The organism is Haemophilus influenzae, from assembly GCF_003494325.1.
Lineage (GTDB): Bacteria > Pseudomonadota > Gammaproteobacteria > Enterobacterales > Pasteurellaceae > Haemophilus > Haemophilus influenzae_I.
Genome location: NZ_QQIK01000006.1, coordinates 43,911 through 69,190 on the forward strand (window position 1 = coordinate 43,911; position 25,280 = coordinate 69,190).

Sequence of the window (25,280 nt, forward strand, 5' to 3'; positions counted from 1 at the left end):
ACGGAAATTTTCTGAACTCGCTACGCTCAAACAGACGAAAATTTCCTACAAATTCAATTCCACAAAGGTGGAAAAGAAGGGAACCCAGTTTGTTCTTTATCCGATTTAAAGTGCGGTCAAAACTCAAAATATTTTTTGTTCTTAAAATGAATTTAAAATTAACCGCACTTTTTAAATAATGCTCTGATAAATTCGGGGCCCCATATAAATCGCCTTTGCGACTTTCAATTTTTAGGCAATTTGCGTCTGTTTGAGCGTAGCGAGTTCAGCAAATTGCCGTTAAGAAAATTGAAACAAAGCAAAGAACAGCGATTTAACTGGGGCGTGTTTTCTTTGCCTACTTTCTTTTACACGAGTAAAAGAAAGTAGGTCGCCATCAGGCGAACCCCTGACATTTAACACAAAAAGTGCGGTCAATTTTTACCGCACTTTAAAATCATCAATAATTATATCAAATCAACTAAAATCTCACTAACGCTGAACCCCAAGTCCAACCACCGCCAAAGGCTTCTAATAATAGTAACTCCCCACGTTGAATACGACCATCTCGAATAGCCTCATCTAAAGCGACAGGCACAGTTGCTGCACTGTTATTAGCGTATTTATCTAACGTTACCACCACTTGCGACATATCCATTTCTAATTTTTTAGCTGTTGCTGTAATAATACGTAAATTTGCTTGGTGTGGCACAAGCCAGTCTAAATCTTTTTTATCTAAATTATTGGCTAAAAGTGTTTCTTCCACCACATTTGAAAGTTCACGAACTGCCAATTTGAACGTTTCGTTACCTTGCATCTCGATATAGCCAGATTTTTCTATACCACGTTCTGGCTGAGCTAAAACAAGGGCATTATTTTTATCTGCTGAAGCGTGTAAATGGGTGGAGATAATTCCTTCTTGTTCACTCGCTTCTAAAATTACAGCACCCGCACCATCACCAAATAGCACAACAGTGCTGCGATCTGTTTCATCTAATTTACGAGAATTGAGATCTGAGCCTATCACTAAGGCTTTTTTCACTTTGCCTGCACGAATAAATTGATCAGCTACGCTCAAAGCATAGACAAAGCCTGTGCAAGCTGCCGCCAAATCAAAAGAAATCGCATCATCAATATTTAATAAACCTTGCACTTGGCAAGCCGCACTTGGATAAGCATGTGAGTGACTTGTAGTTGCAACAATAATCAGTTCAATATCTTGAGGATTAATTTGAGCAGCTTCGATCGCATTTTTTGCCGCTTCAAATCCCATTGTTGCAACAGTTTCATCTTCCGCTGCGATACGACGTTCACGGATACCAGAACGAGTGACAATCCATTCATCTGATGTATCAACCATTTTTTCTAAATCCGCATTTGTGCGAATATGGCTCGGCAGATAGCTACCGGTGGATAAAATTCTACTATTCATACTCAATAAGATAAGCGATTAAAAAGGAAAAAATCTATGGACTATCGCCAAGTAAGAGAATAAGACGACACCGGATTATTTTCCGATGTTAAAGGAATGCAGATAGTAATACGGGGACCAACGTCCCCGCCCATCACATCTAACGCCAAAGTTAGACGGTTCAAGTGAACACCTATAAGTAAAAAATTACTTATTGATCACTTTACGACCACGATAGTAACCGTCTGCAGTTACGTGGTGGCGTAAGTGAGTTTCACCGCTTGCCTTATCTACTGATACAGCAGCAGTTGTTAAAGCATCGTGTGAACGACGCATATCACGACGTGAACGAGATTTTTTGTTTTGTTGAACAGCCATTGGCTATACTCCTAAATTTAATTTACTTTTGCTTTAAATTAGCTAATACAGCGAACGGGTTCGGTTTTTTTGCCAATTCTTCAGGCAATTCGCCAAAAACCTGTTCCTGCGCGGACACTTCACAGTGTTCAGATGAATGCATTGGGACAAGCGGCAAAGCTAAAATTAGCTCATCTTCCACCGTGCCAATTAAATCTATTTCGCCAAACTCATTGAACTCGATTGGCTCATAAATTTCGGGCAAGTCATCAGCCTGATCCCAATTAGCCACTGGACTATAAGTAAACTCACATTCCAATGTTTGTTTGTAAGGTTCGTTACAACGCTGACATTCAAGATCGACATCAATCTGTACTTTACCTTTCATCACCACTAATTTTTGTGGATCAACATAAAACGATAATGTTACCTGTGCATCGCTGAGCACGTTTACCACTGATTCCGCCAAACGCTCAAGCTGATTTGCCGAATAATAACCAACATAATCAAGCCGTCTTTGAGCATCTTTTATGGGATCAACAGTGAGGGGTAGTTTTACCTTTTGCATAGGGCGTGAATATTACCTGTTGTTGCGAAGATAGTCAAAGGGAAATCACATTTTTTATTGGATAATAACGAGAGAAAAATTTCTAATTACCAAAAAAGTTGGCACTTTGATAAAAATTGCTATAATCACGCCTCTTTTTTTAACAAGGAAAGATAATGATGACTTCAAATTCTTATTGGCAACGCTTAAAAGTGGCATTTCAATATGTCATGCCGCAAATTTATTTAACTCAAATTGCTGGCTGGTTTGCTAAACAAAAATGGGGCAAAATAACACATTTTGTAATTAAAGCTTTTGCGAAAAAATACAACATTGATATGAGCATTGCGCAAAAAGAACAATTTTCTGATTACGCAAGTTTTAATGAATTTTTTATTCGTCCGTTAAAAGAAAACGCACGTCCAATTAATCAAAATCCAACCGCACTTTGTTTACCAGCAGACGGTCGCATTAGTGAGTGCGGTCATATTGACGATAATCTTTTATTGCAAGCTAAGGGGCATTTTTTCAGCCTAGAAGACTTATTGGCAGAAGATAAAGAATTAGTGGAAACCTTTAAAAATGGGGAATTTGCCACTACTTATCTTTCTCCTCGTGATTATCACCGAGTACATATGCCGTGCGATGCTACGCTACGCAAAATGATTTATGTGCCAGGCGATTTATTCTCTGTGAATCCATTTTTAGCCCAACATGTACCCAATTTATTTGCACGTAATGAACGTGTGATTTGTGTATTTGATACTGAATTTGGCACAATGGTACAAATTTTAGTGGGTGCAACCATCACTGCAAGTATTGGCACAACTTGGGCAGGCGTAATTAATCCACCACGCCACAACGAAGTGAAAACTTGGACTTATGAAGGCGAAAGTGCGGTCAAATTATTGAAAGGTCAAGAAATGGGTTGGTTCCAACTTGGTTCAACAGTAATTAATTTATTCCAAGCCAATCAAGTGCGTTTGGCTGATCATTTAAGCGTAAATGAACCTGTTCGCATGGGCGAAATCTTGGCATATAAAAAATAAACAGGATTTATTTCCATAAATGACAGAAACAAATCCTGAAAATAGATATTTCTCACTTCTTTAAAGGCAGTATAACCTTACTGCCTTTTTCTTCTTTCATTTGAACAATTAACGCATTGTTACAAATTCCTCTGAACCTGTTGGATGAATTGCCACCGTATTGTCAAAATCAGCTTTTGTTGCACCCATTTTGATTGCTACAGCAAATCCTTGAATCATTTCATCTACACCAAAACCAATACCATGTAAACCCACAACTTTTTCATCTTTACCCACACAAACTAATTTCATTTTGCACGGTTGGCGATGTTGAGTTACCGCAGTGTACATCGCTGTGAAAGAAGATTTATATACCTTAACATTTTCTGCGCCGTACTGCTCAATCGCTTGCGGTTCAGTTAAACCTACAGTGCCGATAGGCGGATGGCTAAATACAACGGTTGGAACTAAACTGTAATCTAAATATTCAGTCGGTTTATTATTAAATAAACGCTCAGAAAGGCGACGACCTGCTGCAACTGCAACTGGTGTTAATTCAATGCCGTTTTCGATAATATCGCCTACCGCATAAATGCCTTTCACATTAGTATTTTGATATTTATCTACTTTGACATAGCCGTGTTCATTCGTTTCTACGCCTGCATTTTCTAAGCCAATTTTATCTGTCGAAGGAACACGACCTGCTGCCCAAATAACGCAATCTACGGTAACATCAGATTGACCATCACATCTTACAGTAAGTGAACCATCTGCATTTTTTACAATTTCAGATGGGGTAGAATTGGTATGTAATTGAATTCCATCTTGCGCAAGCACTTCCACTAATGTTTCTACGATTAATGGATCCTGATTACGCATTGGCGCATGGCGACGTACTAATAAATGCGTTTCCACGCCTAGGCTGTTTAATACGCCAGAAAGTTCAACAGCAATATAGCCTGCACCAATAACCGCAGCACGTTTTGGTAATTCGGTTAATGCAAAGAAACCATCTGAATCAATGCCGTATTCTTGTCCTTTAATGTTTGGACGATATGGGCGGCCACCTGTTGCGATTAATATATGATCTGCGGTTACTTGTTCTTTTGTACCATCAGCTAGCGTTACTTCGACGGTATGCGCATCGACAAATTTTCCGAAACCATTAATTACATCAATATTATTTTTCGCTAATACATTATTATAAGATGTATGGATACGACTAATATAGGCTTGGCGACTTTCAATCAGTTTTGAAAAATCAAATTTTTTCACTTCAACATCAAAACCATAATCTGGCGCATAATTGTTGATTGCTTCTGCAATATGTGCGCCATAAAACATCACTTTTTTAGGTACGCAACCGACATTTACACAAGTTCCGCCAAGATGTTTTGCTTCAATGATTGCACATTTTTTTCCATAACTTGCTGCTCGATTTAGAGACGCAATACCGCCACTGCCACCGCCAATAGCAATATAATCATAATGTTTAGTCATAGTTTGATCCTTTTTTGAACTCAAAAATTTTCCATATTTTGCCTAATTTTTATGAAGAATGCTATAAATTGATTTAATTGGTTTTATGAATATTTTTTATTCTTTTGAACAGATGATTAGTTTGAAATGATTTTATGTGAAGCCTAGTATGTAGAATGAAATAGCGTGATAGAAAAAGAGGAAGATTGTTCAATCTTCCTCACTGTAGATATGTGATTAATTAGAATATTGGTTAATCGCAGCCGCAACTTCTTGATCTTGATAAATATTGTTCACAATATCATTAAAAGTTTGAGATAGCACTTTATGAATTTCATCATTGTCCGCATTAAATACGCCCTCTTGTGAGCGCGTGACATTAAATGATTTATTATACGAACCTTTCGCACCTTGTACATAAACTGTCGCTTGAATTTTGGTATTAAGTTTATAACGAAGATTACCTTGTTCCACTTGCGTACCAAATTCACGCACATCCACAGTTACCCACGCATTTGAACCATTTAATTGCCCAATTCTAAAGCCTTTACTAATTAAATTTTGCTGCATCACTTGCTGAAATAATTGTGTAACACTTGGGGATGCATTTAATTTAATCAGTTCCCCGTGTTTCGTATAACTCGCAATCTCTTGTATTGCACGGCTATCTTTTGTTGTAACAGATACAACGGCAGTTCGATTAACATTCATTGAAGCACTTGGTGCAGGCGGTGTAAATGCTAATATATTTGATTGTGCTTGGCAGCCTGCAAGAAATAATGTAGCCGCTAGAATACCTACTGATGATAATGTTTTAATTTTGTTTACTAATGCCATAATTTCCCCATAAATCAATTAGAATTGTGCTATTCTTACAAACTTCCTTATTAATGTATAGCGTTTCATTTTAGTTTTTGTGGAGAACTTATAATGTCAATTCAACAAATTATTGAGCAAAAAATTCAAAAAGAATTTCAACCGCACTTTTTAGCAATAGAAAATGAAAGCCATTTACATCACTCTAATCGAGGTTCTGAATCACATTTTAAATGCGTTATTGTCAGCGCAGACTTTAAAAATATTCGAAAAGTACAACGTCATCAGCGTATTTATCAATTATTGAACGAAGAATTAAATCATAGTATTCACGCATTAGCATTACATTTATTCACTCCAGAAGAATGGAAAGTACAAAATGAAACTGTACCGCACTCAACAAAATGTGCAGGTATTGGTCGTTAATTTTGTTATAAAAATGTAACATTTTTGATATATCGCAAAAAGTTCTAACAAAAAACCCTCTGTTTAAGTAGCGAAAAACAGAGATTTTCGCTAGAATAAGGCGTTTAATTTAGTCCAAATTCGATTTCTCGGTAAAATTATTAACTGTGAAATCAATCCATTTGAGTTTTTTATTTTGTGACATTAATGTTTTTTTAGCGGTTTGTCACACTCAAACGTGAGATTGCTTCTAGGGTATTTTTACTATATTAGCAATTGTATTTTTAACCTTGAAAAGTAGTGCAAATAGTATGATTACAATTAAGAAAGGTTTGGATCTCCCAATCGCGGGAAAACCAGCACAAGTAATCCATAGCGGCAACGCTGTGAATCAAGTTGCGATTCTAGGTGAGGAGTATGTGGGGATGCGTCCTTCAATGAAGGTGCGCGAAGGCGATGTTGTGAAAAAAGGTCAAGTACTTTTTGAAGACAAAAAAAATCCTGGTGTAATTTTTACAGCCCCTGCAAGCGGTACCATCACTGCAATCAATCGTGGCGAAAAACGTGTATTACAATCTGTTGTTATTAATGTAGAAGGTGATGAAAAAATCACTTTTGCAAAATATAGCACAGAACAATTGAATACACTTTCTTCTGAACAAGTAAAACAAAACTTGATAGAATCTGGCTTATGGACGGCATTACGTACTCGTCCATTTAGTAAAGTTCCATCCATTGAAAGTGAAGCATCTTCTCTTTTTGTAAATGCGATGGATACCAATCCATTAGCAGCCGATCCCTCTGTCGTATTAAAAGAATATTCGCAAGACTTCACTAACGGTTTAACCGTATTAAGTCGTCTATTACCTTCAAAACCATTACACTTATGTAAAGCAGGCGATTCTAATATTCCAACTGCTGATCTTGAAAATTTACAGATTCATGATTTTACTGGTGTTCATCCAGCTGGTCTTGTAGGGACGCATATTCACTTTATTGATCCTGTCGGTATTCAAAAAACTGTATGGCATATCAATTATCAAGATGTGATCGCTGTAGGTAAATTATTTACAACAGGCGAACTTTATTCAGAACGAGTAATTTCTCTTGCAGGTCCTCAAGTGAAAGAACCTCGTTTAGTACGTACAACAATCGGTGCTAATCTTTCTCAATTAACCCAAAATGAATTAAGTGCAGGTAAAAATCGTGTAATTTCTGGCTCAGTTCTTTGTGGTCAAATAGCAAAAGATTCACATGATTATTTAGGTCGCTATGCTTTGCAAGTATCAGTAATCGCTGAAGGTAATGAAAAAGAATTTTTTGGTTGGATTATGCCACAAGCCAATAAATATTCTGTGACTCGTACCGTATTAGGCCACTTCAGTAAAAAATTGTTTAATTTTACTACTTCAGAAAATGGTGGCGAACGTGCAATGGTGCCAATCGGTAGCTATGAGCGAGTAATGCCATTGGACATTTTACCTACATTATTATTACGTGATTTAATCGTGGGCGATACCGATGGTGCTCAAGAGTTAGGTTGTCTGGAATTAGACGAAGAAGACTTGGCGTTATGTTCTTTCGTTTGTCCAGGCAAATATGAATACGGTTCAATCTTGCGTCAAGTCTTAGATAAGATTGAGAAGGAAGGTTAAAAATGGGTTTGAAAAATCTTTTTGAAAAAATGGAACCCGCGTTTTTACCCGGTGGTAAATACAGCAAGCTTTATCCGATCTTTGAATCGATTTATACCTTGCTTTATACACCAGGTACGGTAACGCACAAAAACACTCACGTTCGTGATGCGTTAGATTCAAAACGTATGATGATTACGGTTTTCCTTGCGTTGTTCCCTGCGATTTTCTATGGGATGTACAATGTGGGGAACCAAGCGATTCCAGCGTTAAATCAATTAGGCAATTTAGATCAACTAATTGCTAACGATTGGCACTATGCTCTTGCAAGTTCATTAGGTTTAGATTTAACTGCCAATGCAACTTGGGGCTCTAAAATGGCTCTTGGAGCAATTTTCTTTTTACCAATTTACTTAGTGGTATTTACCGTTTGTACTATTTGGGAATTGTTATTCTCTGTGGTTCGTGGTCACGAAGTAAATGAAGGAATGTTCGTTTCAACCATTTTATTTGCGTTGATCGTTCCACCAACATTGCCACTATGGCAAGCCGCATTAGGTATTACTTTTGGTATCATTGTTGCAAAAGAAATTTTTGGTGGCGTAGGTCGTAACTTTATGAACCCTGCACTTGCTGGTCGTGCGTTCTTATTCTTCGCATATCCAGCTCAAATTTCAGGCGATACGGTTTGGACTGCCGCAGATGGTTTCTCTGGTGCAACCGCACTTTCACAGTGGTCACAAGGTGGTCAAGGTGCATTGCAACATACCGTAACAGGCGCTCCAATTACTTGGATGGATGCTTTTGTTGGTAACTTACCTGGTTCAATGGGGGAAGTTTCTACCCTTGCAATTTTAATTGGCGGTGCTGTTATTGTATTCACTCGCATTGCAGCTTGGCGCATTATTGCTGGTGTGATGATTGGCATGATTGCAACCTCAACCTTGTTTAACCTAATTGGCTCAGAGACTAACCCTATGTTCTCAATGCCTTGGCATTGGCACTTTGTTTTAGGTGGATTTGCATTGGGTATGGTATTTATGGCGACCGATCCTGTTTCAGCATCTTTTACTAATACTGGTAAATGGTGGTACGGTGCATTAATTGGCGTAATGGCTGTATTAATTCGTACTGTAAACCCAGCCTATCCAGAAGGAATGATGTTAGCGATTTTATTTGCAAACTTATTTGCACCGATTTTCGACTACATCGTTGTTCAAGCAAATATCAAACGTCGGAGAGCAAGAACAAATGGCTAAGTTTAATAAAGACAGCGTAGGTGGCACAATCCTTGTTGTGCTACTACTGAGTTTAGTTTGTTCCATTATTGTTGCTGGTTCCGCAGTAATGTTAAAGCCTGCACAAGAAGAACAAAAATTGCTTGATAAACAAAAAAATATTTTAAATGTAGCTGGTCTTTTACAAGAAAACACGAATGTAAAAGAAACTTATGCAAAATTTATCGAGCCCCGTTTCGTTGATTTAGCAACGGGTGAATACACACAACAAGCAGATGATAGCCAACAAGCAATTCCTGCTGATGCAGATAAAGCACGTATTCGTTCTCGTAGCAAAACAACTGAAGTTTATCTTGTAAAAGATGAACAGGGTCAAACTCAACAAGTTATTTTACCAATTTATGGCACTGGCTTGTGGTCAGTGATGTATGGCTTAGTATCTGTTCAACCAGATGGTAATACTATTAATGGAATCACTTACTATCAACACGGAGAAACACCGGGATTGGGCGGAGAAATTGAAAATCCAAACTGGGCAAGTCTATTTAAAGGTAAAAAATTATTTGATGAGCAACATCAACCTGCCATTCGTATTGTGAAAGGTCAAGCTCCACAAGATGAACATAGCATTGATGGTTTATCTGGTGCAACTTTAACAGGTAATGGTGTTCAAGGTACCTTTAATTATTGGTTCAGCAAAGATGGCTTTGGTCCATATCTTGAAAAACTTCATTCAGGAGCAAACTAATGTCTGGAAAAACAAGTTATAAAGATCTGTTGTTAGCGCCAATTGCTAAAAACAACCCTATTGCATTGCAAATCTTAGGGATTTGTTCTGCATTAGCTGTAACAACAAAATTAGAAACTGCTTTTGTTATGGCGATTGCAGTTACCTTAGTAACTGGATTATCAAACTTATTTGTTTCCCTAATCCGCAATTATATCCCTAACAGCATTCGTATTATTGTACAACTCGCAATCATCGCTTCGCTTGTTATCGTAGTGGATCAAATTCTAAAAGCCTATGCTTATGGTTTATCTAAACAACTTTCAGTATTCGTTGGTTTGATTATTACTAACTGTATCGTAATGGGACGTGCTGAAGCATTTGCGATGAAATCCCCTCCAGTTGAAAGTTTTGTAGATGGTATCGGAAATGGCTTAGGTTATGGTTCAATGTTAATTATCGTAGCATTTTTCCGTGAACTTATCGGTTCAGGTAAATTATTTGGTATGACGATTTTCGAAACTATTCAAAATGGTGGCTGGTATCAAGCAAATGGTTTATTCCTACTTGCACCAAGTGCATTCTTTATCATCGGATTTGTGATCTGGGGATTAAGAACTTGGAAACCAGAACAACAGGAGAAGTAATCAATGGAACATTATATTAGCCTATTTGTTAAGGCAGTCTTCATTGAAAATATGGCACTTTCTTTCTTCTTAGGAATGTGTACTTTCTTAGCGGTATCTAAAAAGGTGTCCACTGCGTTTGGTCTTGGGATTGCGGTAACTTTCGTTCTTGGGATCGCAGTGCCAGTAAACCAATTAATTTATGCAAATGTACTAAAAGAAAATGCTTTAATTGAAGGTGTAGATTTATCATTCTTAAACTTCATCACTTTCATTGGGGTTATTGCTGGTTTAGTGCAAATTCTTGAAATGGTATTAGATAAATTTATGCCATCTCTTTATAACGCATTAGGGATTTTCTTACCGTTAATCGCAGTAAACTGTGCGATCTTTGGTGGGGTATCTTTCATGGTTCAACGTGATTACAATTTCCCTGAATCTATCGTGTATGGTTTCGGCTCAGGTTTAGGTTGGATGTTAGCGATTGTAGCGCTTGCTGGCTTAACGGAAAAAATGAAATACGCTGATATTCCTGCTGGATTAAAAGGTTTAGGTATTACCTTTATCTCTGTTGGTTTAATGGCACTAGGCTTTATGTCTTTCTCTGGTATTCAATTATAAGGAGTGTAATCAATGAGCGATTCAGTAATTCTTGCACTCGGTATTGCCGCATTCACGGTTATTGTATTAGTGTTAGTGGCAATCATCTTATTTGCGAAATCAAAATTAGTCGATTCTGGTGATATTACTATCGACATCAATGACGATCCTGAAAAAGCGATCACATTACCTGCAGGTGGCAAATTATTAGGGGCTTTAGCAAGTAAAGGTATTTTCGTGTCTTCTGCTTGCGGCGGCGGTGGCTCTTGTGGTCAATGTATTGTTAAAGTGAAAAATGGCGGTGGAGAAATTCTTCCAACCGAACTTTCTCACATTAACAAACGTGAAGCAAAAGAGGGATATCGCTTAGCTTGTCAAGTTAATGTAAAAGGTAATATGGAAGTTGAACTTCCAGAAGAAATCTTCGGCGTGAAAAAATGGGAATGTACTGTTATTTCTAACGATAACAAAGCAACCTTTATCAAAGAACTTAAATTAGCGATCCCTGAAGGCGAGGAAGTGCCTTTCCGTGCAGGTGGTTATATCCAAATCGAAGCTGAGCCACATGTAGTGAACTATAAAGATTTTGATATTCCAGAAGAATACCACGAAGACTGGGATAAATATGATTTATGGCGTTATGTCTCTAAAGTGGACGAGCATATTATCCGTGCTTACTCAATGGCTTCATACCCTGAAGAGAAAGGTATCATTATGCTTAACGTTCGTATTGCGACTCCACCACCACGCCAACCTGATGCGCCTCCGGGTCAAATGTCTTCTTACATTTGGTCATTAAAAGCAGGAGATAAAGTCACAATTTCTGGTCCATTTGGTGAATTCTTCGCGAAAGAAACTGATGCAGAAATGGTATTTATCGGTGGTGGTGCGGGTATGGCTCCAATGCGTTCACATATCTTCGACCAATTAAAACGTTTACATTCTAAACGTAAAATGTCGTTCTGGTATGGTGCACGTTCTAAACGTGAAATATTCTATCAAGAAGACTTTGACCAATTACAAGCTGAAAATCCAAACTTTGTATGGCACGTAGCACTTTCAGATGCATTGCCTGAAGATAATTGGACTGGCTATACAGGCTTTATTCACAATGTACTTTATGAAAACTACTTGAAAAATCATGAAGCACCAGAAGACTGTGAATACTATATGTGTGGGCCTCCAGTGATGAATGCAGCTGTAATTAAAATGTTGAAAGATCTTGGTGTTGAAGATGAAAACATTTTATTAGATGACTTTGGTGGCTGATTTTAGTTAATCAATTCATCATAAAAGCTGACCGCACTTTGTGATAAAGTGCGGTCAAAATTTAAGATGTTTTTAAAAATTTTCTATGATTACAGGTAAGTTTTGTTGAGTTTGCCAGTAATTCACAAATTTAGGAAATCCAGATGAAAAAATTAATAAGCGGTATCATAGCGGTAGCAATGGCATTAAGTCTTGCTGCTTGTCAAAAAGAAACAAAAGTTATCTCTTTAAGCGGTAAAACAATGGGGACAACTTATCATGTTAAATACCTTGATGATGGTTCAATAAAAGCAACATCTGAAAAGACGCATGAAGAAATTGAAGCAATCTTAAAAGATGTGAATGAGAAAATGTCCACTTACAAAAAAGATTCGGAATTGAGCCGCTTCAATCAAAATACCCAAGTGAACACACCGATTGAGATTTCAGCAGATTTTGCCAAAGTATTAGCTGAAGCGATTCGTTTAAATAAAGTGACCGAAGGCGCGTTGGATGTAACTGTTGGTCCAGTTGTGAATTTATGGGGATTTGGTCCTGAAAAACGCCCCGAAAAGCAACCTACACCAGAACAATTAGCTGAACGCCAAGCCTGGGTTGGCATTGATAAAATTGCCCTTGATATGAGTGGTGCAAAACCGACATTAAGCAAAGCACTTCCTCAAGTTTACGTAGATTTATCGTCCATTGCTAAAGGCTTTGGCGTTGATCAGGTGGCTGAAAAGTTAGAACAATTAAATGCTCAGAATTACATGGTTGAAATCGGCGGTGAAATTCGTGCGAAAGGAAAAAATATTGAAGGTAAACCTTGGCAGATTGCCATTGAAAAACCAACTACAACAGGCGAAAGAGCGGTTGAAGCTGTCATTGGATTAAACAATATGGGAATGGCAAGTTCTGGTGATTACCGTATTTACTTTGAAGAAAATGGCAAACGCTTTGCGCACGAAATTGATCCGAAAACAGGTTATCCAATTCAGCATCATTTAGCCTCAATTACGGTACTTGCACCAACCTCAATGACTGCAGATGGCTTATCTACAGGGTTATTTGTGCTGGGGGAAGACAAGGCGTTAGAAGTGGCTGAGAAAAATAATCTTGCCGTTTATTTAATCATTAGAACAGATAATGGTTTTGTTACCAAATCATCCTCTGCTTTCAAAAAATTAACAGAAACAAAAGAATAGTTATGCAAACTTTATTTTTTACTTTAATCGCTTTCATCGCAATTATATTGTTGATGTCTATCGGATTTATTATCAAAAAACAAAGTTTAAAAGGCAGCTGCGGTGGTTTATCTACCCTTGGTATTGCCAAAGCTTGCGATTGTGATAAACCTTGCGACACGCTTCAATCAAAATTAGATGCAGGCGATGAACAAGCGAAAGCTGAATATGAGCAAAAATTTGCGAAAAAAGATGATGACTCGCAATTTTATGAAGTGAAATAACTTGCTCAAAAATGACCGCACTTTATGTGCAAAATAAAATTAACGGCAAAATTATTTTGCCGTTTTCTAATTCAATGACCAATGTGCTTCGCCTTAACCGAAGTTACGGGAGAACTATGTTAATTTCAAATACTTATAATCAACACTTTCCTCAATTGACGCAAGAGCAGCTTGCGAGAAATGCGACAAAAAAAGTCATTTGTGGTATGTCTGGTGGCGTGGATTCTTCTGTGTCAGCGTTTATTCTTCAACAGCAAGGCTATCAGGTGGAAGGCCTATTTATGAAAAACTGGGAAGAAGATGATGATACGGATTATTGTACTGCTGCCGCTGATCTTGCAGACGCTCAAGCAGTATGCGATAAATTAGGGATCAAACTACATAAAATTAATTTTGCGGCAGAATATTGGGATAATGTCTTTGAGCATTTTTTAACTGAATATAAAGCAGGGCGCACGCCGAACCCAGATATTTTGTGTAATAAAGAAATTAAATTTAAAGCATTTTTAGAATATGCAGCTGAAGATCTCGGTGCAAATTATATTGCAACAGGGCATTATGTACGTAGAGCGGGAAATAATGAAAATGCAAAACTATTACGTGGTTTAGATGCCAATAAAGATCAAAGTTATTTTCTTTATACTTTAAGCCATAAACAAGTGGGGCAAAGTTTATTCCCCGTTGGTGAAATCGAGAAGCCCATTGTTCGCGCTATTGCTGAAGATCTTGGCTTAATTACGGCGAAGAAAAAAGATTCTACCGGTATTTGTTTTATTGGTGAGCGTAAATTTAAGGATTTCTTAGCACGCTATTTACCAGCTCAACCAGGTAATATTCGCACTGTAGATGATGAAATTATTGGTCGCCATGATGGATTAATGTATCACACATTGGGACAACGCAAAGGATTAGGCATTGGTGGTCTAAAAAATGCGGGAGATGAAGCTTGGTATGTAGTAGATAAAGATGTAGAAAATAATGAACTGATTGTCGCGCAAGGTCACGATCATCCTCGTTTATTTTCAAAAGGATTGATTGCTAGCCAATTACATTGGGTTGATCGCGAACCAATTCGAGAGTCATTACGTTGCACGGTGAAAACGCGTTATCGCCAACAAGATATTCCTTGTGTGATTGAACCAATTGATGATGAAACCATTCGAGTTATTTTTGATGAACCTCAATCAGCAGTAACCCCAGGGCAATCTGCCGTATTTTACCTTGGCGAAGTTTGTTTGGGTGGCGGTATTATCGCAGAAAGAATATAAAACAAAGATGACTAAAAGCGCGTAAAATGCGCTTTTAAACTATTTATTCAAACCAAATGACACTCGCCATTCGTCCCGTTTGATTGTCCCTGCGATAAGAAAAGAACTTTTCTTTTTCGTTGAATGTACAGTGATTTCCACCATAAATTTGCGTAATACCTAGATTGTTTAATCGCTGAGTTGCAATTTGATAAAGATTACTCAGGTATTTACCGTCTTCGATTGCATCAGGTTGAAAGGCGAGTTTGGCTTTTTCATCTACTGCAACAAACTTTTCTACAACATCAATCCCAACTTGAAAGGCCTTTGGACCTATTGCAGGGCCAAACCACGCGATAATATCTTCAGGTTTAGCTTGAAAATATTTCACTGTTTCTTCTAGTACGCCATCGCATAAACCACGCCAGCCAGCATGTGTTGCAGCCACTTCATTGCCAGATGTTGTAGTGAATAGAACTGGCAAACAGTCTGCCGTCATAACAACGCAAACTTGATTGGGAACATTTGTATAAACTGCATCCGCTTCAAGATTTTGTTCTGAATAAGGTAATTGAAGTACTCGAGTGCTGTGTGTTTGCGTTAAAAATATAGGTTTTTGTGGCAAGCCAAATTTTTCGACTAATAAAGTGCGGTTAGTTTTTACCGCACTTTTATCATCACCGACATGATCGCCTAAGTTGAAACTCAAATAAGGCTCTAAGCTCACGCCCCCTTCACGAGTAGTGGTAAAGGCATGAATATTCTTTGGAACATTCCAATTGGGGTTAATTACTTGCATATTAATAATCTAACTCATCTTGATGTTCGAGATAGTCGGCTTTGAGTGCATTAAGCAATTCAACGAAATCATCTGGCAATGGTGCATACCATTCCATCATCTCCCCTGTGATTGGATGAGCTAAGCGTAACATGACCGCATGTAAAGCTTGGCGTTTGAAATTACGCAATACTTCCATAAAGTCTTCACTCGCATTTTTGGGTGGACGAGGGCGTCCGCCATAGGTTTGATCGCCTAGCAATGGATGGGCAATATGTGCCATATGAACGCGGATTTGATGGGTGCGCCCCGTTTCTAAACGTAAACGTAAACGGGTGTAGTTACGGTAATTTTCCATAATACGATAATGGGTGACAGCTGGTTTTCCCATTGGATGAACAGCCATTAAAGTACGTTTGGTTGCATGACGAGCCATAGGTTGATCTACTGTGCCACCTTTAGTCATAATGCCTGAAGCGACTGCTTCATATTCGCGCGTAATTTTGCGTTTTTGTAAGTCTCGCACTAACTTAGTTTGTGCTGGAATAGTTTTCGCAACAACCATTAGACCTGTCGTATCTTTATCTAATCGATGCACAATTCCTGCTCTCGGTACTTCTACAATCGGCGGATAATGATAGAGTAACGCATTGAGTAAAGTTCCATTTGGATTGCCAGCACCAGGGTGTACCACAAGATCTTTTGGTTTGTTAATCACAATAATATCATCATCTTCATACACGATATTCAATGGAATATTTTCTGCTTCAAAACGTGTTTCATCTTCCACTTCAACAATAATCTCTATCCTCTCTCCTCCAAGCACTTTCTCACGTGGAATATTGGCAATGCGATCATTTAGTTTTACGAGATCGGCTTCAATCCATGTTTTTAATCGGGAACGAGAATATTCAGGGAACAACTCTGCAAGTGTTTGGTCTAAACGCTGTCCCATTTGTTCTGGCTGCACTTCAGCCGAAAGGGTAATTTGTGGCATAAATAGCTCTCAAAAATTTTAAAAGTTGGCTTATTGATTAATGTTCTATACAATAGCGGACAATTGTATCTTATTTATTGGTTTTCGTAAAAATTAAGGAAAAAACAATGCATAAAATAAAATCTTTGGCATTGCTTGCCGTGGCAGCATTGGTTATTGGATGTTCAAGTGGTTCAAAAGATGTTGAACAAGCATCGGTAAATGAATTATACACAAAAGGTACAACATCATTACAAGAAGGTAGTTACTCTGAAGCCATTCGCTATTTAAAAGCGACGACTGAGCGTTTTCCAGGTAGCGTTTATCAAGAACAAGCAATGTTAGATTTAATTTATGCAAATTATAAAACTCAAGATTATACGCAAGTATTATTGATGGTAGATAGCTTTTTACATCAATTTCCACAAAGCCCAAATCAAGCCTATGCGGTATATATGGCTGGCTTAACTAATGCAGCAACAGGCGATAATTTCATTCAAGATTTTTTTGGAATTGACCGTGCTACACGTGAAACAACCTCTATGCGTACCGCTTTTTCTAATTTCCAAAACTTAGTTCGTGTATTCCCTAATAGCCCTTACTCACAAGATGCTTTAGCTCGTATGGCTTATATTAAAGATGCACTGGCTCGTCACGAATTAGAGATTGCAAAATTCTATGCAAAACGTAAAGCGTGGGTAGCAGTTGCAAATCGTGTGGTAGGAATGTTAAAACAATATCCTGATACTAAAGCAACTTATGAAGGATTATTTCTGATGCAGGAAGCTTATGAAAAAATGGGTTTAACCGCATTAGCAAATGATACTCAAAAAATTATTGATGCGAATAAAGATAAAACTTTTGCACCAATTGAAAAACCAAACGAGCCAGACTTAAAAGTGCCAGCAGTAAAATAGCAATAACTGCAGAAAAATCGAATACTCTCTGCACCTAAAAGTTGAATAAAATTTAAACTAATTAAGGTGCAGATTTTTTTATTTTTTATCAACTGAAAATGCTTTACCATAATTTGCACAAATAATCTGAGCAGCATTATAAAGCGTTGTATCAGGTGTTAAACTTAACGTATGTTTCTTTTGCTTTTTAGGTGCTGCCCGCAAACCCTGTCCCCAAAATTCATCATAGAAATCAGTTCGTACTTGAGTTAAATGATAATTTGCACAATTCAAAATCTTATACTGACGAACAGAACGTGCATAACGTTTAGGCTCAGGATAAACATACAATCCCTTATCTAAATTCACCACTGCATCAAAATGTACAATTTGTGGCTCTTGGTTATCCACCCAGATCGATTCACTATCGATGTAATAATTCACATTCTTTACCAAACGTATATATCCGCTTCGTACATCAGTCGGCGGTGCCAGCTTCACATCATTTTGTTCAGCCTTTTGGATTTGAGCAGAACAGGCAGTAAGTAACCCAAGTGATAATGTTAAAATAATTTTTTTCATTATTTACTCCTTATGTTAGCTGACATTTATTCTAGAATTTTACAGTGTGTCCATAACCTTCTAGAATTGTTTTAATATGCTCTAAGGATTCTTTAGTTGGCGGTAATACATCTTCAAGCTCATAATCTAACCCAAGGGTTTTCCATTTATGTGCACCTAATCGATGATAAGGAAGAAGTTCAACTTTTTCAATATTGGTCATACCTTCAATAAACTGACCTAATAAATGCACATCGTGATCGCTATCAGTATAACCAGGAACCACAACATAACGAATCCAGGTATGTTGATTACGTTTTTGCAAATATTTTGCAAATTCAAGGGTACGTTTATTTGGCACCCCAATAAGATTTTGATGAACTTGATCATTAAGTTCTTTTAAATCGAGTAAAACAAGATCTGTTACATCTAATAATTCATCAATAATATGATCATAATGACGTACAAAACCATTTGTATCTAAGCAAGTATTAATCCCTTCCTCTTTACAAGCACGGAACCAATCGCGTACAAACTCTGCTTGTAACACAGCCTCGCCACCAGATGCTGTGACACCACCGCCAGTAGCATTCATAAAATGGCGATAAGTCACGACTTCTTTCATTAAATCTTCGACACTGATTTCTTTACCACCTTCAAGATCCCAAGTATCACGATTGTGGCAATATTTGCAGCGCATCAAGCAGCCTTGCATAAATAAAATAAAACGAATACCTGGCCCATCTACAGTGCCACAGGATTCAAAAGAGTGAATTCGTCCAAGAACTGACATACATAAATTTCCTAAAATTAGATATAGCTAAATTTTACCAAATATTTAGTCTATAAAAAATGAGCCTGATTTAAATCAGGCTCATACATATTATATTCCCGCTAAAGTGCGGTCAAAAATAAAAATGTTTTTACATTGACTCTGTGAAAGTTCTAGTAATTACATCTTGTTGTTGCTCTTTAGTTAAAGAGTTAAAACGTACTGCGTAACCAGATACACGGATAGTCAATTGTGGATATTTATCCGGATTTTCCATTGCATCTAACAACATTTCACGGTTTAACACGTTCACATTTAAGTGTTGGCCACCTTCAACCGTTGCTTCGTGGTGGAAGTAACCATCCATTAAGCCAGCAAGGTTGCGACGTTGTGCTTCGGCATCTTTACCTAACGCATTTGGTACGATTGAGAAGGTATAAGAAATACCATCTTTCGCGTAAGCAAATGGAAGTTTAGCTACAGAAGTTAATGATGCTACCGCACCTTTTTGGTCACGTCCGTGCATTGGGTTCGCACCTGGTCCGAATGGTGCACCAGCACGACGGCCATCTGGGGTGTTGCCCGTTTTCTTACCATAAACTACGTTAGAAGTAATGGTTAATACAGATTGTGTAGGCACTGCATTGCGGTAAGTTTTAAGTTTTTGAATTTTCTTCATAAAACGTTCAACTAAGTCACAAGCGATGTCATCAACACGGTTATCGTTATTACCATATTGTGGATATTCACCTTCAATTTCAAAGTCGATTGCTACGTTAGTTGCAACAACATTGCCATCTTTATCTTTGATATCGCCACGAACTGGTTTAACTTTCGCATATTTGATTGCTGAAAGTGAGTCAGCCGCAACAGAAAGACCTGCGATACCACAAGCCATAGTACGGTATACATCACGATCATGTAATGCCATTAATGCGGCTTCGTATGAATATTTATCGTGCATATAGTGGATTACGTTTAAGGCAGTCACATATTGTTTTGCCAACCAATCCATAAAGCTATCCATACGAGTCATTACTGTATCAAAATCTAATACTTCATCAGTAATTGGTGCAGTTTTCGGGCCTACTTGCATACCTAATTTTTCATCAATACCGCCGTTGATTGCGTATAACAATGTTTTCGCTAAGTTTGCACGTGCACCGAAGAATTGCATTTGTTTACCCACAATCATTGGTGATACACAACATGCGATTGCGTAGTCATCGTTGTTGAAGTCTGGACGCATTAAATCATCGTTTTCGTATTGAACTGATGAGGTATCAATCGATACTTTTGCACAGAAACGTTTGAAGTTTTCAGGTAATTGTTCAGACCAAAGAATGGTTAAGTTTGGTTCTGGAGAAGTACCCATGTTGTAAAGGGTGTGTAAAATACGGAATGTATTTTTGGTTACTAATGTACGACCATCTAAACCCATACCTGCGATGGTTTCAGTTGCCCACATTGGGTCACCAGAGAATAATTGATCGTATTCAGGTGTACGTAAGAAACGAACCATACGAAGTTTCATAACTAAGTGGTCAACTAATTCTTGCGCTTCAGTTTCAGTAATTTTTCCTGCTTTTAAATCACGTTCGATGTACACGTCAATAAAGGTTGCAGTACGACCGAATGACATTGCAGCACCATTTTGTGATTTGATTGCAGCAAGATAAGCAAAGTACATCCATTGAATTGCTTCTTGAGCATTAGTTGCTGGGTTAGAAATATCATAACCATAGCTTGCTGCCATTTGTTTTAATTGACCTAATGCACGGTGTTGTTCTGCGATTTCTTCACGTAAACGAATTGTTGCTTCAAGATTTACGCCATCTTCTAAATCTTTTTGTAAAGAAGAGAATTGTGCGTATTTATCTTTCATTAAGAAATCTACACCATAAAGTGCTACACGACGGTAGTCACCGATGATACGACCACGACCATAAGCATCTGGAAGACCAGTTAATACCCCAGATTTACGGCAACGTAAAATATCTGGCGTGTAAACATCGAATACACCTTGGTTATGTGTTTTACGGTATTCAGTGAAGATTTTTTTCACTTTTGGATCAAGTTCACGACCATAAACTTTACAAGAACCTTCCACCATTTTGATACCACCGAATGGCATAATGGCACGTTTTAAAGGTTCATCAGTTTGAAGACCAACGATTTTTTCTAAATCTTTGTTAATGTAACCAGGTGCGTGAGAGATAATGGTAGATGGTGTATGTTCATCAAAATCTAATGGCGCGTGAGTACGGTTTTCAATTTTAATTCCTTCCATTACAGATTCCCAAAGCTTGGTTGTTGCTTCGGTTGGACCTGCTAAGAAAGAGTCATCGCCTTCATAAGGGGTATAGTTTTTTTGGATAAAGTCACGTACATTGACATTTTCTTGCCAATCGCCACCAGCAAAACCAGCCCACGCCAATTTTTGCATTTCATTAAGTTCTGACATAGTCATTTCCTTTGTTAATTAATTAATAAGTAAATCTTTAATGCGTTTTGGTTAAATAACGTTGGAATACACCAATACAAATTGCCCCGCCGACAATATTTCCCAACGTTACAGGGATTAAATTCTTCACGATGAAATGGTACAAATCTAAATCTGCGTATTTCATCGGATCAACACCGATTTGTTGCCAAAATTCAGGTGTACTAAAATGTGCGGTAATAATTCCCATCGGAATCATAAACATATTAGCCACACAGTGTTCAAATCCTGACGCGACAAACAAACCAATCGGCATGATCATAATAAATGCTTTGTCTGTAACAGTCTTACCAGAATAAGACATCCAAACCGCCACACACACCATAATGTTACATAAAATACCTAGGTTAAAAGCTTCAAACCAAGTGTGATGAATTTTATGTTGGGCGGTTGCAAGAATTGTTAAACCCCATTGACCATTTGCTGCCATTGTTTGTCCACTAAACCAAATAACAGCCGCAATAAATAAACCACCAACGAAGTTGCCTAAATACACCACGATCCAATTTCGAATCATTTGTGTCGTGGTGATTCTACCGCCTACACGGGCGACTAAAGTTAAAGTAGAAGAAGTGAATAATTCAGATCCTAAAATCACCACCATAATTACGCCCAAGGAGAAGACTAATCCACCTACTAACTTGGTTAATCCCCAAGGTGCGCCTGCACTAGCAGTTTGTGTTGTCGTGTAAAATACAAAGGCTAAGGCAATACAAGCACCAGCACTAATACCGGACATAAACGATAAAAATGGACGTTTATTTGCTTTATAAGTTGCTGTATTTTCTGCATAATCCGTTGCTTCAACAGGTGTGAGCGCAACAGAAGATAGTTTTTGATTTTCTGATGCCATAATCAAACTCCAACTATTGACATTGAAAAAGTTGATGAAAATTTAATACTTTTAACAAGTTTACGACTACAAATACTTCTATAATTGGCGCTATTTTACTCTCCTCCCCTTTCATTGCAAAGAAAAGCAAAAATTATTTCAACAAACTTTGATATTTTGCAAGGTTTGTTTAATTAAAGACAAAATTCCCATATTAATATTCGCTCAATTTCATACATTCAGAGTAAGTAAAGCACTTAATTTGAAACTTGTTTTATTCGCGTAATACCGTGAATTCCCCCAGATAATCATCCACTTTTCCAAAACCTTGATTATTCACAACAGGCAAATTCATAATTTTTTTAAACGAACCAGATTAAGTGTATAGACTTGCTATTTTGAGTAATTAATAGCATTATTTTGATCTTTTTGAAGAAAAAGGCGATCTTTGTCATAAAATAATGATTTAAGTGCGGTTAAAATTTTGGTTAATTTTAAGTGCACTTCTTTATACAGGAGCAGATTATGTATTATGGTTTAGATATTGGTGGCACGAAAATAGAGCTTGCCGTATTCAATGAAAAATTAGAAAAATTATATTCTGAACGGGTGCTAACACCTAAAACCGACTATGAAGAATGGCTTAACACGATTGTGGATTTAGTGAATCGTGCTGATGAAAAGTTTGGTGAAGTGGGTACCGTAGGTTTGGGCGTACCTGGTTTTGTTAATCAACAAACTGGATTAGCCGAAATTACCAATATTCGTGTGGCAGATAATAAACCAATTTTACACGATTTGTCTGCACGTTTAGGCCGTGAAGTGCGGGCAGAAAATGACGCAAATTGTTTCGCGTTATCTGAAGCATGGGATGCTGAAAATCAGCAATATCCGACTGTACTTGGTTTAATTCTTGGAACTGGTTTTGGTGGTGGCTTTGTCTTAAATGGTAAAGTTCATTCAGGTCAAGTGGGAATGGCAGGAGAGCTTGGTCATTTACAATTAAATTATCATGCTTTGAAATTATTGGGATGGGATAACGCCCCAATTTATCAATGCGGTTGCGGCAACAAGGCTTGTTTGGATAATTATCTGTCTGGTCGCGGTTTTGAAATGCTTTATCAAGATTTGAAAGGCGAAACATTATCTGCTCGTAAAATTATTAATTTGTTCTATCAAAGCAATGAAAGTGCGGTAGATTTTGTGAATCTTTTTGTTGAGTTGGCGGCGATTTCTATTGGCAATATCATTACGGCATTTGATCCGCATATGATTGTGTTAGGTGGTGGATTATCTAATTTTGATTACCTTTATGAGGCTTTACCAAAAGCGCTTCCGCCTCATTTGATGCGAAAAGCAAAAGTTCCGCCAATTAAAAAAGCGAAACACGGCGATTCTGGTGGTGTGCGTGGTGCGGCAGCGTTGTTTTTAACCAAATAATTCAACAAACTAGTGGGGCGTATTCAAATAATACGCCCTTTATTTTGGAAAATATTTAGAATATTGTGAATTTATTAGATTTTTTCTTGTTTGTGTTTCTTTTCTTTAGAGAAATTATTAAAAGATCTCGCCTTTTCATTGAAAAGCCATACAATCAAATTATTTATCGCTTGAGGGATGATTATGGAATTTGAATTTTCAAAAATGTTAGAAGAAGTGCTAACTTGGATAGTCGCACACCTTGATGGACCTTTATGGGATGCCACCATTATTATTTTGCTTGGGACTGGTCTATTTTTTACCATTACAACAGGATTTGTGCAGTTCCGTTTATTCCCAGCAAGCCTTCGTGAAATGTGGTTTGGTCGTTCGGTGGAGGGGAGTTCATTAACACCTTTCCAAGCGTTTACAACAGGTCTTGCGAGCCGCGTTGGTGTGGGTAACATTGGTGGGGTTGCAACGGCAATCGCCTTAGGGGGCGAAGGCGCAGTGTTTTGGATGTGGGTAACGGCATTTATTGGTATGTCGAGTGCTTTCGCTGAATCTACCCTTGCTCAATTATTTAAAATTCAAGATAAAGATGGATCATTCCGTGGCGGCCCTGCTTATTATATTGTGCAAGGTTTAAAATCACGTTGTATGGCAGTGGCTTTTGCGCTTGCATTAATTTTTACATTTGGTTTTGCTTTTAATTCGGTGCAGGCGAACTCCATTGTTGAAGCGACGAGCAATGCGTGGAATTGGAAAGGGGAATATGTCGGTATTTCATTAGTAATTTTGACCGCACTTATTATTTTCGGTGGCGTTAAGCGTATTGCGATTATTTCGAGCAACCTTGTACCAATGATGGCACTTTTCTATTTGATTATGGCGGTAATTATTCTTGGCATGCATATTGATATGATCCCTTCCGTGATTCATCGTATTGTTCAAAGTGCATTTAGTTTTGATGCTGCCGCTGGCGGAATGTTTGGTGCATTGGTATCGAAAGCAATGATGATGGGGATTAAACGTGGTTTATTCTCAAACGAAGCGGGGATGGGATCTGCGCCTAATTCGGCTGCAGCAGCTCACGTTAAGCATCCAGTTAGCCAAGGTTTAGTGCAAATGCTCGGTGTGTTTGTTGATACAATGATCGTTTGTACTTGTACTGCCGTTATTATTTTGCTTTCGAATAATTATGGTAGCGAAACGCTCAAAAGTATCTCACTTACGCAAAATGCTTTGCAATACCACATAGGTGAATTTGGGGTGCATTTCCTAGCGTTTATCTTATTGTTATTCGCTTATTCTTCTATTATTGGTAACTATGCTTATGCGGAAAGCAATATCCGTTTTATAAAAAATAAACCTTGGTTTGTATTTTTGTTCCGTTTAATGGTGCTATTTTTCGTGTATTTCGGTGCGGTTCGCTCTGGCAATGTGGTGTGGAATTTTGCAGATACGGTGATGGCTGTCATGGCAATCATTAACTTGATCGCAATTTTGATGTTGTCGCCAATCGTATGGAAATTAATGAAAGATTATCAACGCCAGCTTAAAGAAGGAAAAACGCCAGAGTTTAAAATTGATGAATACCCTGAATTACGTAAGAAAATATTTGATTCCCGCATTTGGAAATAAAGATAAAATGGCTAGAAAGAGATTATCTACCTTTCCAAAGAGTTAGATTATTATTTAAAGAAATTTTTTGATATTGTTTCAGGCTTGGT

The 25,280-nt window shown here is 37.7% G+C and carries 25 protein-coding genes and 1 pseudogene; 14 read left to right on the plus strand and 12 right to left on the minus strand.

The window, feature by feature from the left end; all coding sequences use genetic code 11:
* Positions 1-460 precede the first annotated feature (460 nt).
* The 4 genes and pseudogenes from DV356_RS08945 to yceD all read right to left on the minus strand — a co-directional run bounded on the left by DV356_RS08945 (position 461) and on the right by yceD (position 2,315).
* The gene (locus DV356_RS08945) at positions 461-1,411 is read right to left on the minus strand and encodes a beta-ketoacyl-ACP synthase III (protein WP_048954931.1); all 951 of its coding nucleotides are present in this window, start codon (positions 1,409-1,411) and stop codon (positions 461-463) included.
* A 53-nt stretch (positions 1,412-1,464) separates the two neighbouring features.
* Positions 1,465-1,575, minus strand: a pseudogene (locus tag DV356_RS10045) (phosphate acyltransferase PlsX); the annotation flags it as partial.
* Between the two features lie 22 nt (positions 1,576-1,597).
* Complete coding sequence (gene rpmF / locus DV356_RS08950; protein WP_005544470.1) at positions 1,598-1,768, minus strand: 50S ribosomal protein L32; 171 nt, start codon at positions 1,766-1,768, stop codon at positions 1,598-1,600.
* A 22-nt stretch (positions 1,769-1,790) separates the two neighbouring features.
* The gene (gene yceD / locus DV356_RS08955; RefSeq protein WP_005668115.1) at positions 1,791-2,315 is read right to left on the minus strand and encodes a 23S rRNA accumulation protein YceD; all 525 of its coding nucleotides are present in this window, start codon (positions 2,313-2,315) and stop codon (positions 1,791-1,793) included.
* 158 nt (positions 2,316-2,473) lie between these two features.
* Between yceD and asd the strand changes: the two genes are divergently transcribed.
* Positions 2,474-3,343: an archaetidylserine decarboxylase gene (gene asd, locus DV356_RS08960; RefSeq protein ID WP_162877190.1), complete on the plus strand. Its 870-nt coding sequence runs from the start codon at positions 2,474-2,476 to the stop codon at positions 3,341-3,343.
* Positions 3,344-3,451: 108 nt separating this feature from the next.
* On the opposite strand, the gene gorA is transcribed toward asd, so the two are convergent.
* Entirely contained in the window at positions 3,452-4,822 is a 1,371-nt protein-coding gene (gene gorA / locus DV356_RS08965; protein ID WP_048954930.1) for a glutathione-disulfide reductase, read from the minus strand.
* Positions 4,823-5,038: 216 nt separating this feature from the next.
* Complete coding sequence (locus DV356_RS08970) at positions 5,039-5,638, minus strand: YajG family lipoprotein (protein ID WP_048954929.1); 600 nt, start codon at positions 5,636-5,638, stop codon at positions 5,039-5,041.
* A 93-nt stretch (positions 5,639-5,731) separates the two neighbouring features.
* Here DV356_RS08970 and DV356_RS08975 point away from each other — a divergent pair, with 93 nt between their 5' ends.
* The 10 genes from DV356_RS08975 (at position 5,732) to mnmA (ending at position 14,831) form a co-directional block, all read left to right on the plus strand.
* The gene (locus DV356_RS08975; protein WP_048954928.1) at positions 5,732-6,043 is read left to right on the plus strand and encodes a BolA family protein; all 312 of its coding nucleotides are present in this window, start codon (positions 5,732-5,734) and stop codon (positions 6,041-6,043) included.
* 290 nt (positions 6,044-6,333) lie between these two features.
* Positions 6,334-7,677 carry a Na(+)-translocating NADH-quinone reductase subunit A gene (locus tag DV356_RS08980; protein WP_105894812.1) on the plus strand — a complete coding sequence of 448 codons (1,344 nt, stop codon included), beginning with the start codon at positions 6,334-6,336 and terminating at the stop codon, positions 7,675-7,677.
* Between the two features lie 2 nt (positions 7,678-7,679).
* A complete protein-coding gene (locus DV356_RS08985; RefSeq protein ID WP_005653793.1) occupies positions 7,680-8,915 on the plus strand; it encodes an NADH:ubiquinone reductase (Na(+)-transporting) subunit B in 1,236 nt (411 codons plus the stop codon).
* Complete coding sequence (locus tag DV356_RS08990; RefSeq protein ID WP_005653794.1) at positions 8,908-9,642, plus strand: Na(+)-translocating NADH-quinone reductase subunit C; 735 nt, start codon at positions 8,908-8,910, stop codon at positions 9,640-9,642. Before DV356_RS08985 ends, DV356_RS08990 begins: the two co-directional genes overlap by 8 nt.
* On the plus strand, positions 9,642-10,268 hold the full coding sequence (gene nqrD, locus DV356_RS08995; RefSeq protein ID WP_005648665.1) for an NADH:ubiquinone reductase (Na(+)-transporting) subunit D: 627 nt from the start codon (positions 9,642-9,644) through the stop codon (positions 10,266-10,268). Before DV356_RS08990 ends, nqrD begins: the two co-directional genes overlap by 1 nt.
* Before the next feature lie 3 nt (positions 10,269-10,271).
* Entirely contained in the window at positions 10,272-10,868 is a 597-nt protein-coding gene (gene nqrE, locus DV356_RS09000; RefSeq protein ID WP_005631374.1) for an NADH:ubiquinone reductase (Na(+)-transporting) subunit E, read from the plus strand.
* Positions 10,869-10,880: 12 nt separating this feature from the next.
* Positions 10,881-12,116 (plus strand): NADH:ubiquinone reductase (Na(+)-transporting) subunit F, encoded by a 1,236-nt coding sequence (nqrF, locus tag DV356_RS09005; RefSeq protein WP_005648666.1) that lies wholly within the window; start codon positions 10,881-10,883, stop codon positions 12,114-12,116.
* A 143-nt stretch (positions 12,117-12,259) separates the two neighbouring features.
* Positions 12,260-13,300, plus strand: coding sequence for an FAD:protein FMN transferase (locus DV356_RS09010; RefSeq protein ID WP_118806856.1), 1,041 nt, complete (start codon positions 12,260-12,262; stop codon positions 13,298-13,300).
* 2 nt (positions 13,301-13,302) lie between these two features.
* Positions 13,303-13,563: a (Na+)-NQR maturation NqrM gene (gene nqrM / locus DV356_RS09015; RefSeq protein WP_105904836.1), complete on the plus strand. Its 261-nt coding sequence runs from the start codon at positions 13,303-13,305 to the stop codon at positions 13,561-13,563.
* Between the two features lie 116 nt (positions 13,564-13,679).
* On the plus strand, positions 13,680-14,831 hold the full coding sequence (gene mnmA / locus DV356_RS09020; RefSeq protein WP_118806876.1) for a tRNA 2-thiouridine(34) synthase MnmA: 1,152 nt from the start codon (positions 13,680-13,682) through the stop codon (positions 14,829-14,831).
* A 43-nt stretch (positions 14,832-14,874) separates the two neighbouring features.
* Here the strand turns inward: mnmA and pgeF are convergent, their stop codons facing one another.
* Complete coding sequence (gene pgeF, locus DV356_RS09025; protein WP_118806857.1) at positions 14,875-15,609, minus strand: peptidoglycan editing factor PgeF; 735 nt, start codon at positions 15,607-15,609, stop codon at positions 14,875-14,877.
* Position 15,610: 1 nt separating this feature from the next.
* Entirely contained in the window at positions 15,611-16,585 is a 975-nt protein-coding gene (gene rluD, locus DV356_RS09030; RefSeq protein WP_118806858.1) for a 23S rRNA pseudouridine(1911/1915/1917) synthase RluD, read from the minus strand.
* A 107-nt stretch (positions 16,586-16,692) separates the two neighbouring features.
* Between rluD and DV356_RS09035 the strand changes: the two genes are divergently transcribed.
* The gene (locus DV356_RS09035) at positions 16,693-17,481 is read left to right on the plus strand and encodes an outer membrane protein assembly factor BamD (RefSeq protein WP_005658164.1); all 789 of its coding nucleotides are present in this window, start codon (positions 16,693-16,695) and stop codon (positions 17,479-17,481) included.
* Positions 17,482-17,559: 78 nt separating this feature from the next.
* Here the strand turns inward: DV356_RS09035 and DV356_RS09040 are convergent, their stop codons facing one another.
* The 4 genes from DV356_RS09040 to focA form a co-directional block, all read right to left on the minus strand.
* Positions 17,560-18,042 (minus strand): surface-adhesin protein E, encoded by a 483-nt coding sequence (locus tag DV356_RS09040; protein WP_005668088.1) that lies wholly within the window; start codon positions 18,040-18,042, stop codon positions 17,560-17,562.
* A gap of 31 nt (positions 18,043-18,073) precedes the next feature.
* The gene (gene pflA / locus DV356_RS09045; RefSeq protein WP_005691531.1) at positions 18,074-18,814 is read right to left on the minus strand and encodes a pyruvate formate lyase 1-activating protein; all 741 of its coding nucleotides are present in this window, start codon (positions 18,812-18,814) and stop codon (positions 18,074-18,076) included.
* Positions 18,815-18,944: 130 nt separating this feature from the next.
* A complete protein-coding gene (gene pflB, locus DV356_RS09050) occupies positions 18,945-21,257 on the minus strand; it encodes a formate C-acetyltransferase (RefSeq protein WP_005653814.1) in 2,313 nt (770 codons plus the stop codon).
* Positions 21,258-21,294: 37 nt separating this feature from the next.
* Positions 21,295-22,149 carry a formate transporter FocA gene (focA, locus tag DV356_RS09055; RefSeq protein WP_005694105.1) on the minus strand — a complete coding sequence of 285 codons (855 nt, stop codon included), beginning with the start codon at positions 22,147-22,149 and terminating at the stop codon, positions 21,295-21,297.
* A gap of 504 nt (positions 22,150-22,653) precedes the next feature.
* On the opposite strand from focA, the gene nagK reads away from it, so the two are divergent.
* A complete protein-coding gene (nagK, locus tag DV356_RS09060) occupies positions 22,654-23,568 on the plus strand; it encodes an N-acetylglucosamine kinase (protein WP_116941953.1) in 915 nt (304 codons plus the stop codon).
* 183 nt (positions 23,569-23,751) lie between these two features.
* A complete protein-coding gene (locus DV356_RS09065; RefSeq protein ID WP_015701433.1) occupies positions 23,752-25,191 on the plus strand; it encodes an alanine/glycine:cation symporter family protein in 1,440 nt (479 codons plus the stop codon).
* The last annotated feature ends 89 nt before the right edge of the window (positions 25,192-25,280 follow it).

Bases quoted from the DNA above. Each gene is read 5' to 3' on its own strand.
- nqrE (WP_005631374.1), top strand. From the start codon at position 10,272: ATGGAACATTATATTAGCCTATTTGTTAAGGCAGTCTTCATTGAAAAT.
- gorA (WP_048954930.1), bottom strand. From the start codon at position 4,822: ATGACTAAACATTATGATTATATTGCTATTGGCGGTGGCAGTGGCGGT.
- mnmA (WP_118806876.1), top strand. From the start codon at position 13,680: ATGTTAATTTCAAATACTTATAATCAACACTTTCCTCAATTGACGCAA.
- DV356_RS08975 (WP_048954928.1), top strand. From the start codon at position 5,732: ATGTCAATTCAACAAATTATTGAGCAAAAAATTCAAAAAGAATTTCAA.
- nqrF (WP_005648666.1), top strand. From the start codon at position 10,881: ATGAGCGATTCAGTAATTCTTGCACTCGGTATTGCCGCATTCACGGTT.
- DV356_RS09040 (WP_005668088.1), bottom strand. From the start codon at position 18,042: ATGAAAAAAATTATTTTAACATTATCACTTGGGTTACTTACTGCCTGT.
- DV356_RS08970 (WP_048954929.1), bottom strand. From the start codon at position 5,638: ATGGCATTAGTAAACAAAATTAAAACATTATCATCAGTAGGTATTCTA.
- yceD (WP_005668115.1), bottom strand. From the start codon at position 2,315: ATGCAAAAGGTAAAACTACCCCTCACTGTTGATCCCATAAAAGATGCT.
- DV356_RS08990 (WP_005653794.1), top strand. From the start codon at position 8,908: ATGGCTAAGTTTAATAAAGACAGCGTAGGTGGCACAATCCTTGTTGTG.
- pflA (WP_005691531.1), bottom strand. From the start codon at position 18,814: ATGTCAGTTCTTGGACGAATTCACTCTTTTGAATCCTGTGGCACTGTA.
- asd (WP_162877190.1), top strand. From the start codon at position 2,474: ATGACTTCAAATTCTTATTGGCAACGCTTAAAAGTGGCATTTCAATAT.
- nagK (WP_116941953.1), top strand. From the start codon at position 22,654: ATGTATTATGGTTTAGATATTGGTGGCACGAAAATAGAGCTTGCCGTA.
- DV356_RS09010 (WP_118806856.1), top strand. From the start codon at position 12,260: ATGAAAAAATTAATAAGCGGTATCATAGCGGTAGCAATGGCATTAAGT.
- DV356_RS09065 (WP_015701433.1), top strand. From the start codon at position 23,752: ATGGAATTTGAATTTTCAAAAATGTTAGAAGAAGTGCTAACTTGGATA.
- DV356_RS08945 (WP_048954931.1), bottom strand. From the start codon at position 1,411: ATGAATAGTAGAATTTTATCCACCGGTAGCTATCTGCCGAGCCATATT.
- rluD (WP_118806858.1), bottom strand. From the start codon at position 16,585: ATGCCACAAATTACCCTTTCGGCTGAAGTGCAGCCAGAACAAATGGGA.
- pflB (WP_005653814.1), bottom strand. From the start codon at position 21,257: ATGTCAGAACTTAATGAAATGCAAAAATTGGCGTGGGCTGGTTTTGCT.
- nqrD (WP_005648665.1), top strand. From the start codon at position 9,642: ATGTCTGGAAAAACAAGTTATAAAGATCTGTTGTTAGCGCCAATTGCT.
- focA (WP_005694105.1), bottom strand. From the start codon at position 22,149: ATGGCATCAGAAAATCAAAAACTATCTTCTGTTGCGCTCACACCTGTT.
- rpmF (WP_005544470.1), bottom strand. From the start codon at position 1,768: ATGGCTGTTCAACAAAACAAAAAATCTCGTTCACGTCGTGATATGCGT.
- nqrM (WP_105904836.1), top strand. From the start codon at position 13,303: ATGCAAACTTTATTTTTTACTTTAATCGCTTTCATCGCAATTATATTG.
- pgeF (WP_118806857.1), bottom strand. From the start codon at position 15,609: ATGCAAGTAATTAACCCCAATTGGAATGTTCCAAAGAATATTCATGCC.
- DV356_RS08980 (WP_105894812.1), top strand. From the start codon at position 6,334: ATGATTACAATTAAGAAAGGTTTGGATCTCCCAATCGCGGGAAAACCA.
- DV356_RS09035 (WP_005658164.1), top strand. From the start codon at position 16,693: ATGCATAAAATAAAATCTTTGGCATTGCTTGCCGTGGCAGCATTGGTT.
- DV356_RS08985 (WP_005653793.1), top strand. From the start codon at position 7,680: ATGGGTTTGAAAAATCTTTTTGAAAAAATGGAACCCGCGTTTTTACCC.